At 63.5% G+C, this 13,643-nt stretch carries 14 protein-coding genes; 3 read left to right on the top strand and 11 right to left on the bottom strand.

The window, feature by feature from the left end; genetic code table 11:
- From NKI63_RS08155 to NKI63_RS08140, 4 genes are all read right to left on the bottom strand, one after another.
- Nucleotides 1–903: a branched-chain amino acid ABC transporter permease gene (locus tag NKI63_RS08155; RefSeq protein ID WP_254816418.1), complete on the bottom strand. Its 903-nt coding sequence runs from the start codon at nt 901–903 to the stop codon at nt 1–3.
- A 335-nt stretch (nt 904–1,238) separates the two neighbouring features.
- A complete protein-coding gene (locus NKI63_RS08150; RefSeq protein ID WP_352687140.1) occupies nt 1,239–2,240 on the bottom strand; it encodes a 4-hydroxyproline epimerase in 1,002 nt (333 codons plus the stop codon).
- Between the two features lie 28 nt (nt 2,241–2,268).
- The gene (locus tag NKI63_RS08145; protein ID WP_352687137.1) at nt 2,269–3,519 is read right to left on the bottom strand and encodes an NAD(P)/FAD-dependent oxidoreductase; all 1,251 of its coding nucleotides are present in this window, start codon (nt 3,517–3,519) and stop codon (nt 2,269–2,271) included.
- A 48-nt stretch (nt 3,520–3,567) separates the two neighbouring features.
- A complete protein-coding gene (locus tag NKI63_RS08140; protein WP_352504915.1) occupies nt 3,568–4,461 on the bottom strand; it encodes a dihydrodipicolinate synthase family protein in 894 nt (297 codons plus the stop codon).
- Between the two features lie 103 nt (nt 4,462–4,564).
- Between NKI63_RS08140 and NKI63_RS08135 the strand changes: the two genes are divergently transcribed.
- Nucleotides 4,565–5,218, top strand: a complete 654-nt coding sequence (locus tag NKI63_RS08135) for a GntR family transcriptional regulator (RefSeq protein WP_352751243.1) — start codon at nt 4,565–4,567, stop codon at nt 5,216–5,218.
- Nucleotides 5,219–5,231: 13 nt separating this feature from the next.
- On the opposite strand, the gene NKI63_RS08130 is transcribed toward NKI63_RS08135, so the two are convergent.
- Both NKI63_RS08130 and NKI63_RS08125 read right to left on the bottom strand, forming a co-directional pair.
- Entirely contained in the window at nt 5,232–5,564 is a 333-nt protein-coding gene (locus tag NKI63_RS08130) for a hypothetical protein (protein ID WP_352479613.1), read from the bottom strand.
- A gap of 292 nt (nt 5,565–5,856) precedes the next feature.
- Nucleotides 5,857–6,153 carry a hypothetical protein gene (locus tag NKI63_RS08125; protein WP_352751245.1) on the bottom strand — a complete coding sequence of 99 codons (297 nt, stop codon included), beginning with the start codon at nt 6,151–6,153 and terminating at the stop codon, nt 5,857–5,859.
- A 136-nt stretch (nt 6,154–6,289) separates the two neighbouring features.
- Here NKI63_RS08125 and NKI63_RS08120 point away from each other — a divergent pair, with 136 nt between their 5' ends.
- A complete protein-coding gene (locus tag NKI63_RS08120) occupies nt 6,290–6,478 on the top strand; it encodes a hypothetical protein (protein ID WP_352820998.1) in 189 nt (62 codons plus the stop codon).
- A gap of 176 nt (nt 6,479–6,654) precedes the next feature.
- Here the strand turns inward: NKI63_RS08120 and NKI63_RS08115 are convergent, their stop codons facing one another.
- On the bottom strand, nt 6,655–8,151 hold the full coding sequence (locus NKI63_RS08115) for a CoA-acylating methylmalonate-semialdehyde dehydrogenase (protein WP_352687131.1): 1,497 nt from the start codon (nt 8,149–8,151) through the stop codon (nt 6,655–6,657).
- 221 nt (nt 8,152–8,372) lie between these two features.
- On the opposite strand from NKI63_RS08115, the gene NKI63_RS08110 reads away from it, so the two are divergent.
- Complete coding sequence (locus NKI63_RS08110) at nt 8,373–9,254, top strand: LysR family transcriptional regulator (protein ID WP_352820995.1); 882 nt, start codon at nt 8,373–8,375, stop codon at nt 9,252–9,254.
- A 39-nt stretch (nt 9,255–9,293) separates the two neighbouring features.
- Here NKI63_RS08110 and NKI63_RS08105 read toward each other — a convergent pair whose 3' ends face one another.
- From NKI63_RS08105 to NKI63_RS08090, 4 genes are all read right to left on the bottom strand, one after another.
- Nucleotides 9,294–10,622, bottom strand: coding sequence for a D-amino acid dehydrogenase (locus NKI63_RS08105; RefSeq protein WP_352751273.1), 1,329 nt, complete (start codon nt 10,620–10,622; stop codon nt 9,294–9,296).
- Nucleotides 10,623–10,688: 66 nt separating this feature from the next.
- Nucleotides 10,689–11,858 (bottom strand): alanine racemase, encoded by a 1,170-nt coding sequence (gene alr / locus NKI63_RS08100; RefSeq protein ID WP_352687125.1) that lies wholly within the window; start codon nt 11,856–11,858, stop codon nt 10,689–10,691.
- 29 nt (nt 11,859–11,887) lie between these two features.
- The gene (locus NKI63_RS08095; RefSeq protein WP_352751251.1) at nt 11,888–12,409 is read right to left on the bottom strand and encodes an RNA pyrophosphohydrolase; all 522 of its coding nucleotides are present in this window, start codon (nt 12,407–12,409) and stop codon (nt 11,888–11,890) included.
- Nucleotide 12,410: 1 nt separating this feature from the next.
- A complete protein-coding gene (locus NKI63_RS08090; RefSeq protein ID WP_352751252.1) occupies nt 12,411–13,607 on the bottom strand; it encodes a divergent polysaccharide deacetylase family protein in 1,197 nt (398 codons plus the stop codon).
- Between the last annotated feature and the right edge of the window lie 36 nt (nt 13,608–13,643).

The following is a 13,643-nucleotide window of genomic DNA, read 5'->3' as shown; positions in this document are numbered from 1 at the left end:
TCAGACCTTTTCGACTTCTGGCCGGCCGAGAATGCCGGAAGGCAGGAAGATCAGCACGATCGCCAGGATGGAGAAGGCGGCGACGTCCTTGTAGTCGATCGAGAAATAAGCCGACCACATGCTTTCGATGAAGCCAATCATCAGGCCGCCGAGCACGGCGCCGGGCAGTGAGCCGATACCGCCGAGCACCGCGGCAGTAAACGCCTTCACACCCGGCGTAAAACCGTCGGAAAACACCACCACGCCGTAATACATCAGGAACAACGTGCCGGCGACGGCGGCGAGGGCGGCGCCCATGATGAAGGTGATCGAGATGGTGCGATCGACGTCGACGCCGAGCAGTGCGGCCATCTTGCGATCCTGCTCGCAGGCGCGCTGCGCCCGGCCGAGCGAGGTCTTGTTGACCAGGTACCAGAACACCGCGAGCAGGACTATGGTGACCAGGACGATGATGATCTGCTTCAGCGAGACGCTGATGCCTTCGATGTTGTAGACCGTGGACACCATTGGCGGGACCGGCTTGTTGCGCGGCCCTTGCGTCACCTGGACGAAATTGGACAGCGCAATCGACATGCCGATCGCAGTGATCAGCGGCGCCAGCCGGAATGAACCACGCAAAGGCCGGTAGGCCACCTTCTCGATCGTCCAATTATACAGGCTGGTCAGCAGCATCGCGACGATCATCATGATCAGCAGCGCAACGACGATCGGCAGCGAATAGAACAACGCACCGAGGATAAGGAAAACGATGAGTGCGGTGAAAGCGCCGATCATGAAAATGTCGCCATGGGCGAAATTGATCATGCCGATGATGCCGTAGACCATCGTATAGCCGATCGCTATCAGCCCATAGATCGATCCCAGCGTCAGCCCGTTGATAAGCTGCTGGACAAAATACTGCATGCTGTCGTGGCTCCCCTGGAATGTCGCCCATGCAGACGCATTCCTTTTCGTATTTTCCCTAGTCGTAAAGTTTCGAGCCCGGATTGCAACGTGATTTTTCGATCATTACGCGTGTTTTCGCCGCACGCCGTCCGATTGCCCGTTTTGTTCCCGTCCGCCCCCTGGACCATCGCGGACCCTACCATTGGCCTAACGCAATGTCTTTGACGATTCAATCGCTCTATGCGCCCCATGTCGAAGAAATCGCCGTCAAAATAAGTTGATGGGCGGGATCGTTGCGCCGTCAAAGGCAATCCGTTTGCGCTCTCTGTCTTTCCCTAACGTCAGCGTTTTCTCTATTTGACGACGAAGCCGTGTGCAAACGGGTCGCGGTCGTCGATGAAGATCGTGTTCAATCCAGTCATCCGCGCCCACCCGCCGATCGACGGAATGATTGCCGGCTTGCCGGCGACGGTGACCTCTTTCTCCACCCTGCCCTTGAACAGCGACCCGATGATCGATTCATGGACGAAGTCGTCGCCGACCCCAAGCTTGCCCTTGGCGTGAAGCTGCGCCATCCGCGCCGAGGTGCCGGTGCCGCAGGGCGAGCGGTCGATTGCCTTGTCGCCGTAGAAGACGGCGTTGCGGGCATCGGCTTGCGGGTTGGCCGGCGCGCCGGTCCACAATATGTGCGACAGCTTGTCGATGCCGGGATTCTCCGGGTGGACGAAGGAATATTTCTCGTTGAGCCGCTGCCGCACCACCGGGCTCCAGGCGATCAGCTCGCCGGCCGAATGGTCGGCCATGTCGCGATAGTTCTTTTGCGGTTCGACGATGGCGTAGAAATTGCCGCCGTAGGCGACATCGACGCTGACCTCGCCGAGCCCGGGGCATTCGACCGTCAGGCCCTCGGCATAGAGGAAGGAAGGCACATTGGTGATGCGCACCTCCTCGACATAATCGCCGACTTGGCTGTACTCGGCGACGACCACGCCCGCCGGCGTATCCAGCCTGAGCACGCCCGGCGTCTTCGGCTTGATCAATCCATTTTCGACGGCAAAGGTCACCGTGCCGATGGTGCCGTGGCCGCACATCGGCAGGCAGCCCGAGGTTTCGATGAACAGGATGGCGATGTCGCAATCCTCGCGCGTCGGTGGATAGAGGATCGAGCCGGACATCACGTCATGGCCGCGCGGCTCGAACATCAGGCCGGTGCGGATCCAGTCGTATTCGGCCAGGAAATGCGCTCGCCGCTCCATCATCGTCGAGCCGTTGAGCAACGGTCCGCCGCCGGCAACCAGCCGCACCGGATTGCCGCAGGTGTGGCCGTCTATGCAGAAGAAGGAATGCTTGGCCATGCCGGCTCCCAACTGAATGTCTTCGATCTCAAAATCGTTGCGGGCTGAACGGACCGAGATCAAGCGATGGACTCTGCCCGAGAACGAGCTCGCGGATCAAGCGTCCGGTCGCCGCGGCCTGGGTCAGGCCGAGGTGACCATGGCCGAAACCGTACACCACCGACGGCGTTTTTTGCGATTGCCCGATCACCGGCAGCGAATCCGGCAGCGACGGCCGGAACCCTATCCATTCGCGCCCATTGGCCGGATCCAGTCCCGGCAGGAATTTCTGGGCCTTTTCGAGCAGCGCTTTCGAGCGCGCATAATTGGGCGGCCTCTCAAGGCCGCCGAGTTCGACCGCACCACCGACGCGCAGGCCCGTCTCGAGCGGCGTGATGACGAAGCCATGCCCGGAAAAGATCAATTGCCGCCTTACGTCGAAGGCAGTCTTCGGCAGCGTCGTGTTGTAGCCACGCTCGGTCTCCAGCGGGATTCTGTCGCCGAGATGTCTCGCCAACAGGTGCGACCAGGCCCCGGCAGCGATGACGAGATGCTTCGCCCGTCGCCTCGTGCCGTCGGCCATGGTCAGGATCGCGCCGTCCTGTCCTGCCTCGACACGCTCGATCCGGGCCCTTTCGAACCCGGCGCCCAACCTCTCGGCATAGGCCCATAACGCCTTTCCAAGCCGCTTGGGGTCGGCGACGGTTTTCCACCCCGGAACGAAAGTTCCCTTGACGAAGCGCGGCGACAGACCGGGCTGCAAGGCGGCGAGAGCGCTCCCCTCGACATGGCTGAAGCCGATGCCGAAGCGCTGCCTTGCCGCCCAGCCGGGCAGTGAGGCCTTGAACTCGGCTTCGCTTTCGTAGAGTTCGAGCGAGCCGTCCTCGTGCAGCATCGGCCGTGTGCCGGAACGGTCGAGCAAACCCATCCATTCCGCCTCGGCGAGCTTCATCATCCCGGCCTGTGCGGCAAGGCCGGCTTCATAGCGGTCGCTTCGGCCGGCGCGCCAGAAGCGGACCAGCCAGGGCAGCAGCTTCAGCAGATAGGCTGGTGGGATGCTGAGCGGGCCGAGCGGGTCGGCGAGCCATTTCGGCAGCTGCCTGATCATGCCCTTGTGGGCGAGCGGCAGCACGTCGGAGAAGGCAAAGGCGGCGGCATTGCCGGAACTGGTCTCCTCGCAGATCCCCGTCCGATCGAAGATCGTGACGTTTCGCCCCGCCTCGGCCAGAAATGCGGCAGCGCAGATGCCGATAATGCCGCCACCAATGATGGCGACATCGAGCGTAGCATTGTCATTCATTGGCATGCGCCGCGCTGCACATCTGCAAACACCCTCGAAGGCACTGGATCAGAATGCCGGCAGTTGCGGCCGCACGGCCAGCGCATCCCTGACGACCTTTTCGACTGCCTTGCGCCGCTCGCCCGACAATGGCTGGCGCGGCATGCGCACGCGGTCGTTGGTGTTGATCGCCAAAACTTCGGCGAGCTTGATGTTCTGCACCAGATAGGTCGAGACGTCGAGGTCGAGCAGCGGCCGGAACCAGCGGTAGATCTTCAACGCCTCCTCGCGGCGGCCCTGTCTCATCAACTGATAGATGGCGACGGTCTCGCGCGGGAACGCGGTGACCAAGCCCGCCACCCAGCCGATGGCGCCGACCGACAGCGCCTCAAAGGCGAGATTGTCGACGCCGGTGAACAGGTCGTAGCGGTCGCCGAGGCGGTTGATGATCTCGGTCGAGCGGCGGATGTCGTCTGAGGACTCTTTTATGGCGACGAAGCGCTGGTCCTTGGCCAACTCCTCCATCTGGTCGACGGTGACATCGACGCGATAGGCAAGCCGGTTGGAGTAGATCATCACCGGCAGGTCGCCGGCCGCGGCGACGGCGCTGAGTGCCGCGACCGTCTCCTCGGCATTGGTATGGTAGATCGGGCTCGGCACCACCATCAAACCGTTGGCGCCTTCCTTGGCGGCGCGGCGTGCGATCGCCGCCGCCTCGCGTGTACCGGCCTCGTTGACCGTCAACAGCACCGGTTTTTTGCCGGCGATCTTCTGGGCGGTCTTCAGCACCGCGATCTTCTCGTCATGCGACAGCATCGGGCCTTCGCCGAGCGACCCGCAGACGATGATGCCGTCACAGCCGGCCTCCATCTGCAGCGCAAAGCAGCGCTCCATCTCGGCATGGTCGAGGCCGTCGTCCTCGGTGAATTTGGTCGTAACGGCGGGGAAGACTCCGGCCCACATGTCGATCGCTCCATCTGATATATCAGTCGTATATTTCTTAAGAAGCCGGCTGTCAACGTTGAATCTGATATGATATATCAACAATATATCAGGAGAAGCCGCATTGGTATATGAGAGCCCGGGCTCCGAGCCGGCAACTGCGAAGGCCTACCGCAGGCTCGAGCACATGATCGTAACTCTCGAGCTGGCGCCGGCGAGCTTCATCACCGAGGGGGCGCTGATCGACAGGCTCGGCCTCGGCCGCACCCCGGTTCGCGAAGCGATCCAGCGGCTGGCTTGGGAGGGGCTGCTCGAGGTCCGGCCGCGCGCCGGCATTGCCATTGCCCCGCTGCACCCCGGCGACTGGCTGCGTGTCCTCGACGCCCGCCGTGGCGTCGAGGTGGTGCTTGCCCGCTCGGCCGCTCGCTTCGTCACCCGCGAGGCCGCCGACCTGTTCCATGACGCTGCCCTTGCCATGCAAAAGGCGGTGATTTCGGAAAATGTGTTTTACTTCATCCAGGCCGACAAGGCGCTCGACGAGGCGCTGGCGCTGGCTGCCGACAACCCGTTCGCCGCGCGCCTGGCGGCGCCCTTGCAAACCCACAGCCGCCGTTTCTGGTTCCGCTACAAGGCCGATACCGGCTTGGCCGAATCCGCCGAGCATCATGTCGCGCTGATCCGCTCGATCCTAGCAGGCGACGAGGAGGCCGCAGCCAAGGACGCCAAGCGCCTGATGGCACTTTTGCGCGGCCATGCCGAGGCAGCTGCCACACGCTGAGCCTGTCATTTCGTCATGCGCCCTGGCCGGGCAGGGCCATCACGTTTTCCCAATTGTCGCCGGCCGCGACGATGCAGCTTCTGCCGGCGATATCGGTGACGACGATACTCCAGGTTCCGGTCTCGGCGACAAAGACTTCCATGACCGCCTCATGACCGATCAGCCCCAAAGCAAACTGCCTTTCCTGGAACTTCTCGCTCAAATGGGCGACGAGCTCGCCATGTTCAACGCAGTATTGATATTGCGCGCTTGCGGTGTTCGTACCCACCGCCAATGCGCCAGCAAGAACCAGGGTTTTCACCCATCCCAACAGCGATTTGTGTGCCATAGGCACCTCCTTTGCCATCGCGTTCCGGCAAAGGAGGGGTTTGACAGCCTCACTTTGCCGGAGCGATCCAGGCCGGTTCCGACGTCATCATCATCGCGTCGTTCCTTTCTGTGTTCCGGTCTGCCATCGGTGGGAACGATTCCAGATGTTCCCATTATGTTCCCGATATATGGTATCGGCAATGGAAAAGCGCAAGCAGGCGCCCAAGCGGGCGCCTGCAGATCCGTTTTACGGTTGTCGCCGAAGAATGGGGCCACCCAGGCTGCGCGGCCATGCCGAGGCCGCTGCTACGCGCGAGCGTGGAACCTCATCAGGTGCCTGGCAGCGCCGCTATCGTCATCGCGCTCTCCCAGCCTTCGCCGACTGAAATCACGCAGCTTTGGCCTTTTGTGTCGCTGGCGAGGATGGTCCATGTGCCCTTGTCGGAAACGAAGACTTCAAGCACCACATTCGGATTGACGACGCCGACCGCGCTCGGATTTTCATGAAACTTCTCGCCGAGCGCCTTGACCATATCCGCGCGTGCCGCACATTGCTCGGCAGCCATTGCCGGGACGGCGGAAAGGGCCATCGCAGCGCAAGCTACAGTCGCCACGAGACGTGTCATCTGACACCTCCTTTGCGCCGGACGATATCCCCGGAGCCGTCACCAGCGCCGTTGGTTGATCTGCCAGCGTCTGCTTCGCGGCAGGACTGCAACCTAAGAAGATTGCTGCCTTCTTGGTTCCATCACATTAGTGTTCATGCCGATGAAGATCGCGACAAAAAAGACCCGGGTCGAGCCCAGGGCTTCTTTTGCTTTCCGCGATCTGGATCAGTTCATCGTCGGGATGATGAACTCGGCGCCATCCTTCACGCCGGCCGGCGCGCCCGAAACCGAAGGGGAGGACGCGCAGACAGAAAACCGTCCGGCTAATTCATCGTCGGAATGACGAACTCGGCGCCATCCTTCACGCCGGCCCGCGCCCCCGAAGCCGAAGGCGAGGACGCGCAGACAGAAAACCGTCCGGCTAATTCATCGTCGGAATGACGAATTCGGCGCCGTTCTTCACGCCGGCCCGCGCGCCCGAAGCCGAAGGCGAGGACGCGCAGACAGAAAACCGTCCGGCTAATTCATCGTCGGAATGACGAATTCGGCGCCATCCTTCACGCCGGACGGCCAGCGCGACGTCACCGTCTTGGTCTTGGTGTAGAAGCGGAACGCGTCCGGCCCGTGCTGGTTGAGGTCGCCGAAGGAGGACGCCTTCCAGCCGCCAAACGTATAGTAGGCGATCGGCACCGGGATCGGCACGTTGATGCCGACCATGCCGACCTGAACCCGCGAGGCGAAGTCGCGCGCCGCGTCGCCGTCGCGGGTGAAGATAGCGACGCCATTGCCCATCTCGTGCTCGTTGGCGAGCTTGATTGCGTTCTCGTAGGTCGGTGCGCGCACCACCGACAGCACCGGCCCGAAGATCTCTTCCTTGTAGATGCGCATGTCGGGGGTCACATTGTCGAACAGGCAGCCGCCCATATAGTAGCCGTTCTCGTAACCCTGCATGGAAAAGCCGCGTCCGTCGACGACCAGCTTGGCGCCTTCCTTGACGCCGGTGTCGACATAGGACTTGACCCGCTCCAGCGCCTGTGCCGTGACCAGCGGGCCGAAATCGGCGGAAGAATCGGTCGACGGACCGACCTTCAGGCTCTCGACCCGCGGCACCAGTCTTTCCATCAGCCGGTTGGCGGTGTCGTTGCCGACCGGAACGGCCACCGATATGGCCATGCAGCGCTCGCCGGCCGAGCCGTAGCCGGCGCCGATCAGCGCGTCGACGGTCTGGTCCATATCGGCATCCGGCATGATGATCATGTGGTTCTTGGCACCGCCGAAGCACTGCACGCGCTTGCCGGCCGCGCAGCCGCGCGAGTAGATGTACTGGGCGATCGGCGTCGAGCCGACGAAACCGATGGCCTTGATGTCGGGATCGTCGAGGATGGCGTCGACCACTTCCTTGTCGCCATTGACGACATTGAGGATGCCCGCCGGCAGGCCGGCCTCGATGAACAGTTCGGCAATGCGCATCGGCACGCCCGGGTCGCGCTCGGACGGTTTGAGGATGAAGGCATTGCCGCAAGCGATGGCCGGCGCGATCTTCCACAGCGGGATCATCGCCGGAAAATTGAACGGCGTGATGCCGGCGACGACGCCAAGCGGCTGGCGCATCGAATAGACGTCGATGCCGGGGCCGGCGCCATCGGTGAACTCGCCCTTCATCATGTGCGGCGCACCGATGCAGACCTCGACCACTTCGAGGCCGCGCTGGATGTCGCCCTTGGCGTCGGCGATGGTCTTGCCGTGTTCGCGCGCCAATATCTCGGCCAGCGCGTCATACTCCTTGGCGACCAGCTCGAGGAACCGCATCAGGACGCGCACGCGCCGCTGCGGGTTGGTCGCCGCCCAGCCGGGCTGTGCCGCCTTGGCGTTTTCGACCGCCGCGCGCAATTCCGCCTGCGAAGCCAGCGCCACCGTGCCGCGCACCGTGCCGTCCATCGGCTGCATGACGTCCTGCTTGCGGCCGCTGGTTCCGGCGACGCGCTTGCCGCCGATGAAATGACCGTATTCGATCATGGTCTCTCTCCCTGGTTCGTGATGAGGCATTGTCCGCCTTTGCGAGAGCGATGGCAACGCGAGCGAAAACGCAACCGTTGTGCAGAAAATAGATAGCAGTGGGTGTCTGTGCATCAAATCGCGCAAATGATAGAGATGTGTGGTGTACGCCATGGGATAGAGAAAATTGAGTTTCTTCGCCGTCGAGCGCTGCCGTAATCGTCATCATCCGGACCCTCCCGATGAACTGGGATGATGCCCGCATCTTCCTTGCCGTGGCGCGCGCCGGTCAGATCCTCGGCGCCGCCAGGCGGCTGGAGCTTAATCACGCGACCGTCTCGCGCCGCATCGCCGCCCTCGAGGATGCGCTCAGGACAAAACTGTTTCGCCGGCTTACCACCGGCAGTGAGCTGACGCCGGCGGGCGAGCGTTTCCTCGAGATCGCCGAACGCATGGAGGGCGACATGATCGCCGCGCGCTCGACTGTTTCAGGCGAAGGCGACGACGTGTCGGGCACCGTGCGGATCGGCGCGCCGGACGGTTTTGGCGTCGCCTTCCTGGCCAGGCGCCTCAGCGTGCTGACCGCTCTGCACCGTGAACTCACCATCCAGTTGGTGCCGGTACCACGCTCCTTCTCTTTGTCACGGCGCGAGGCCGACATTGCCATCACCGTCGAGCGGCCGACGGAAGGCCGCCTGGTGGCGGGAAAGCTGGTCGACTACACGCTCGGCCTGTTCGCGTCGCGTGCCTACGCCGACACCCATGGCTTGCCCGGAAGCGCCGCCGAGCTAGGTCAGCATACGCTGATCGGCTACGTGCCGGATCTGATCGTCAGTCCCTCGCTCGACTACGCGGCCGAATTCAGCGCCGACTGGCGCACCAGCTTCGCCATTTCCTCCGCGCTCGGCCAGGCCGAAGCGGTGCGTTCCGGCGCCGGGATCGGCATACTGCACACCTTCGTTGCCCGCTCGATGCCGGAGTTGGTGCCCCTCGATATCGTCGCACCCATTCGCCGCGCCTACTGGCTGGTCTATCACGAATCGGTCAGGCCGCTGCGCCGCGTCCAGGTCGTTTCGAGCTTCATCACCAAGGCCGTCGAACGGGACAGGGGTTTGTTCGCGTGAAGCCTATCGGCCGGCGGCTGTCTTAAGTTGCCGGGGGTCTTACTTGGCATATCGTCCCGGCCCGAGATCGCCGACGTCGATGTCGGGCACCCGGCTGGAGATGATGTCGGCTAGAACCTTAGCCGAGCCGCAGGCCATGGTCCAACCGAGTGTGCCATGGCCGGTATTGAGATAGAGATTGGAGAAATCGGTGCGGCCGATCAGCGGCGGCCCGTCCGGTGTCATCGGCCGCAGCCCGCACCAGAAGGTCGCCGATCGCATGTCGCCGCTGCCCGGAAACAGGTCGCCGACCGAATGTTCGAGCGTGCGGCGCCGCGATTCGTGCAGCCGCAGATCGAAGCCGGAAATCTCCGCCGTGCCGCCGACCCGGATACGATCGCCGAGCCGGGTGATCGCTACTTTGTAGCTCTCGTCCATCACGGTCGAGACCGGTGCGGCGGTGGCGTCCTTGATCGGCAGGGTGATCGAATAGCCCTTGACCGGGTAGACCGGGATGGGGCGCTTCAGCATGCGCATGAACCGCGCCGAATAGCTGCCCATCGCCATCACATAGGCATCAGCGACCATCCAGCCCTTGCTGGTGCTGATGTTGGTGATGCGATCGCGCTTCTTGACGACGCGCCGTATCTCCGTGTCGTATTCGAAGGTGACGCCGCGTGCCGCGCAAAGCTCGGCAAGCCTGTCGGTAAACATCTTGCAGTCGCCGGTTTCGTCGCCGGGCAACCGCAGGCCACCGACGAATTTTTCGCGCACGCCAGCCAGCGCGGGTTCGGCCGCAATGCAGCCGTCGGGGTCGAGAACCTGGTAGGGGACGCCATAGGTCTTCAGCACCTCGACATCGCCACCGACGCCGTCGAGCTGCTTTTGCGTTCGGAAAAGCTGCAGCGTGCCCTTTGCGCGCTCGTCATAGGCGATGCTGGTCGCCTCGCGCAGCGCCTTCAGCGTGTCGCGGCTGTACTCGGCCAGCGGCACCATGCGCGCCTTGTTCAGCGCGTAGCGTTCAGCCGTGCAATTGCGCAGCATCTTGACCAGCCATATCCACATATGCGGATCGAGGGCCGGTCGCACCACCAGTGGGCCGTGCTTCATCAAAAGCCATTTGATGGCCTTCAGCGGAACGCCGGGCCCGGCCCAGGGCGAGGCATAGCCAGGCGAGATCTCGCCGGCATTGGCAAAGCTGGTTTCCAGCGCCGGGCCTTTCTGGCGATCGATCACAGTCACCTGATGGCCGGCCTCGGCAAGAAAATAGGCGGTGGTGACCCCGATCACACCGCCGCCCAGCACGAAGATCTTCATCGTTTGGTTCTCCGCGGCGGCATCTCGTCGGGATTCGAGACCGGGATCATCGCCGCCTTCTGTCTGCCGGATTCTGTGGCGTCAGCCAAGTGCCGATGCTCAGGGAAAAGACATGCGTGAGGACAACAAGCTTGCGTCCTAGCGATTCACATAGCGCCGGTGGAAACGGTGGCCGAGGCTGGTCAAGACCTCGTAGCCGATAGTGCCGGCCTGGCCAGCTACCTGGTCCACCGTCTGCGATGACGGCCCGATCAGTTCAACGAGGTCGCCGGCCTTCAGCTTGCCGGGCGGCAGTGCGGAAATGTCGAGGATGATCGTATCCATCGAAATCCGGCCGACGAAGGGCAGCCGCACATTTTCGAACCAGGCAGCGGAAGCGGCGCGACGATGCCAGCCATCGCCGTAGCCGAGCGAAATCGTCGCCGCGGCAAGCGGGGCCTTGGCATGAAAAGTGTGGCCGTAGCCGACACCGGCGCCGGCCTCCAATATCCGCGTCTGGATGACCTTGGCCTGCAATCGCACCACCGGCAGCATCGGATTGTCCTTCGCCGGCGTCGGATTGACGCCATAGAGAGCGGCACCCGGACGAACGAGGTCGTAGTGATAGCGCTGCCCGAGAAAAATGCCTGATGAATTGGCAAGGGAAGCCGGCGCTTCCGGCAGCATTTGGCGCAGCCGTTCGAATTCCAGCCGCTGCCGCTCGTTGGCCAGTTGCTCGGGTTCGTCGGCGCAGGCGAGATGGCTCATCACGAACGTCACTTCGACACCGTCGAAGGCGTGCGTATCCTGCGCGACTGCCTTCACCTCCGCGGGCGTCATGCCGAGCCGCGACATGCCGCTGTCGACCTGGAGGGCGGCCGGCAACTTACGGCCCACCCGCCCGGCCATCTCGCGCCATGCCGCGAGTTGGCTGGCGCTGTTGAGTACGCTGCAAAGCCCTGCCGCAACCGCTTCCCTTTCCGCACCCGGCGGAATGCCGTTCAGCACATAAATGGCCGGGCCTGAGCCGAGCGCCTTGCGCAGCAAGATGCCGCCGGCCAAATGCGCAACAAAGAAGGTATTACAGCCCTCAGCCATCAGTGCCGCCGCCACCGGCGCCGCGCCAATCCCGTAACCGTCGGCCTTGACCACTCCAGCACAGCTGACGCCGCCCAGCCGCGCCTTCAGCCGCCGGTAATTCTCACGGATGGCGCCGAGATCGATAGTCAGGATTGCCCCCGCCGCCGCTTCGCTGATCGGCTCGCTCGGGGCGCCAGCCTGCCGTGGGGCAACGGCCTGCGGAAGAGATTTGCTGGAGATGTCGTTCATGCCGACCTGTTTTAGCGGAAGGCCAGTGGCTACGCCACCAAATGCCGGAACGCCGCCACCACGTCTTCGTAGACCTTGCGCTTGAACGGCACGATCAGGCCCGGCAATTCCAGCATCGGCCGCCACGCCCACCGGTCGAACTCGGCCTTGTGGCCACCCGGTGGCGGATTGATCGCGATCTCGCTTTCGTCACCGTGGAAGCGGAAGGCAAACCATTTCTGCGTCTGGCCGCGATACCGTCCCTTGAAGGCGACGCCGACCAGATGCGCCGGCAGGTCGTATTTGATCCAGTGCGGCGCCTCGGCCAGCAGCGACACCGAGCGCATGCCGGTCTCTTCGTAGAGTTCGCGCGACGCCGCGGGCAGCGGCTCCTCGCCATCGTCGATGCCGCCCTGCGGCATCTGCCAGAGCTGCGTCGTTCCAGCGAATTCGCTGTCCGGCTCGGCAATGCGACGGCCAACCCAGACCAGGCCGTCGCCATTGAGGACCATCACCCCTACGCAGGGCCGGTAGGGCAGTGTCTCGGCGTCAACGAGCTTGTTCTTTGCCATCTCAGCCTTTTTCCGGATCTATGGCCACCGCTGAAACCGGCACGATCTCGATGCCGCGCTTCTTGGCCTCGGTCACCCAGGACGATACGGTATCGACCGTCAGGTCGAAGGCCGAGCCGATGCCGACGGCAAAGCCTTTCGCTCGCGCCGTCGCTTCCAGCCCATCCAGTTTCTTCAATATGGCGCCGCGGTCCTGCACCGCGTCGATCGCCGTATCGCCGCCGACGAACGGTACGCCGTCCTTCAGCGCCAATTCGGGTGCCAGGCTGCGCGCCGACGAACCGTCGTCGATATAGGCCAGACCACGCTTGCCAAGTTCGGCCATCAACGGCCCCATCGCCGTCGCGTCGGCTGAAAAGCGGGCGCCCATATAGTTCATGACGCCGGTGTAGTTGGTCGTTCGCGACAGCGCCCAGCGTAAATTCTTTAAATTCTCGTCCGGCGTCGCAGCTACGGTCAGGGTGTTACGGCCGGGATTGACGTTCGGATAGTCGAACGGCTCGAGCGGCACCTGCATGATGACCTCATGGCCGCTCTGCCGCGCCACCTGCATCCAGCGGCCAATGCTGTTGCCTTGCGGCGCGAAGGCCAGCGTCACCTCCGCCGGCAGCTTGGCGATGGCTGCCTGCGTGCCGGTCTGCGACACGGCAAGACCGCCGATGACGAGCGCCACGCGTGCACCGCGTGCGCCGGACCACGGCCGCGCATAGACATCGAACGGGCGCCGGCCGTCGGCGGCGCGGATCGGCAGCGGACCGGTCTCGCTGGCCTCGATCAGTGCCTTGTCGGGAATGTGCGCGATCCTGAGGTTCTGGCCGATCGTCGAAGGGTCGCGGATGACGATGGCCGCCTCGGGTGGACCATCGCCCTCCTCGGTCTGGACATGGATGATCTGCGGACCGCCCGTCTTCGGCCCGCTTATGTTGGCCCCGCTTGCGTTGCTTGGCGCTGCCGTTTCGGGCGTCGCCTTGGCAGGCGCAGCGGCGGTATCCGCCGCCGGCGTCTTCGGCGTCGAGACCGCTACTTCCTGCAGCTTCCGGAACGGCTTGTCGCGCAAGGCGATCGCGCTGGAGACGCCGACCACCGACAGCACGACAAGCGCGGCCGCGACCGCACCGGCGCTGATCCCGCTGCCCGAGCGCGACGGCCGGATCGCCTGTCCGAGAGGTCGTTCTATGTCCTTGCCGATATCAGCCAAGCCCGCACCCCCGGCGTGCATCCCCGAAGTAAAACC

Source organism: Mesorhizobium sp. M0410 (genome assembly GCF_040321435.1).
Taxonomy (GTDB): domain Bacteria; phylum Pseudomonadota; class Alphaproteobacteria; order Rhizobiales; family Rhizobiaceae; genus Mesorhizobium.
Note: the sequence above shows the minus strand (reverse complement) of the source record. Positions and strands in the feature narration are given on the sequence as shown.

Excerpts from the sequence above, each read along its gene's own strand:
- NKI63_RS08095 (WP_352751251.1), bottom strand. The coding sequence starts at position 12,409 with ATGGCAAAGAACAAGCTCGTTGACGCCGAGACACTGCCCTACCGGCCC.
- NKI63_RS08115 (WP_352687131.1), bottom strand. The coding sequence starts at position 8,151 with ATGATCGAATACGGTCATTTCATCGGCGGCAAGCGCGTCGCCGGAACC.
- NKI63_RS08150 (WP_352687140.1), bottom strand. The coding sequence starts at position 2,240 with ATGGCCAAGCATTCCTTCTTCTGCATAGACGGCCACACCTGCGGCAAT.
- NKI63_RS08120 (WP_352820998.1), top strand. The coding sequence starts at position 6,290 with ATGCCGATGAAGATCGCGACAAAAAAGACCCGGGTCGAGCCCAGGGCT.
- NKI63_RS08125 (WP_352751245.1), bottom strand. The coding sequence starts at position 6,153 with ATGACACGTCTCGTGGCGACTGTAGCTTGCGCTGCGATGGCCCTTTCC.
- NKI63_RS08110 (WP_352820995.1), top strand. The coding sequence starts at position 8,373 with ATGAACTGGGATGATGCCCGCATCTTCCTTGCCGTGGCGCGCGCCGGT.
- NKI63_RS08130 (WP_352479613.1), bottom strand. The coding sequence starts at position 5,564 with ATGGCAAAGGAGGTGCCTATGGCACACAAATCGCTGTTGGGATGGGTG.
- NKI63_RS08140 (WP_352504915.1), bottom strand. The coding sequence starts at position 4,461 with ATGTGGGCCGGAGTCTTCCCCGCCGTTACGACCAAATTCACCGAGGAC.
- alr (WP_352687125.1), bottom strand. The coding sequence starts at position 11,858 with ATGAACGACATCTCCAGCAAATCTCTTCCGCAGGCCGTTGCCCCACGG.
- NKI63_RS08155 (WP_254816418.1), bottom strand. The coding sequence starts at position 903 with ATGCAGTATTTTGTCCAGCAGCTTATCAACGGGCTGACGCTGGGATCG.
- NKI63_RS08145 (WP_352687137.1), bottom strand. The coding sequence starts at position 3,519 with ATGAATGACAATGCTACGCTCGATGTCGCCATCATTGGTGGCGGCATT.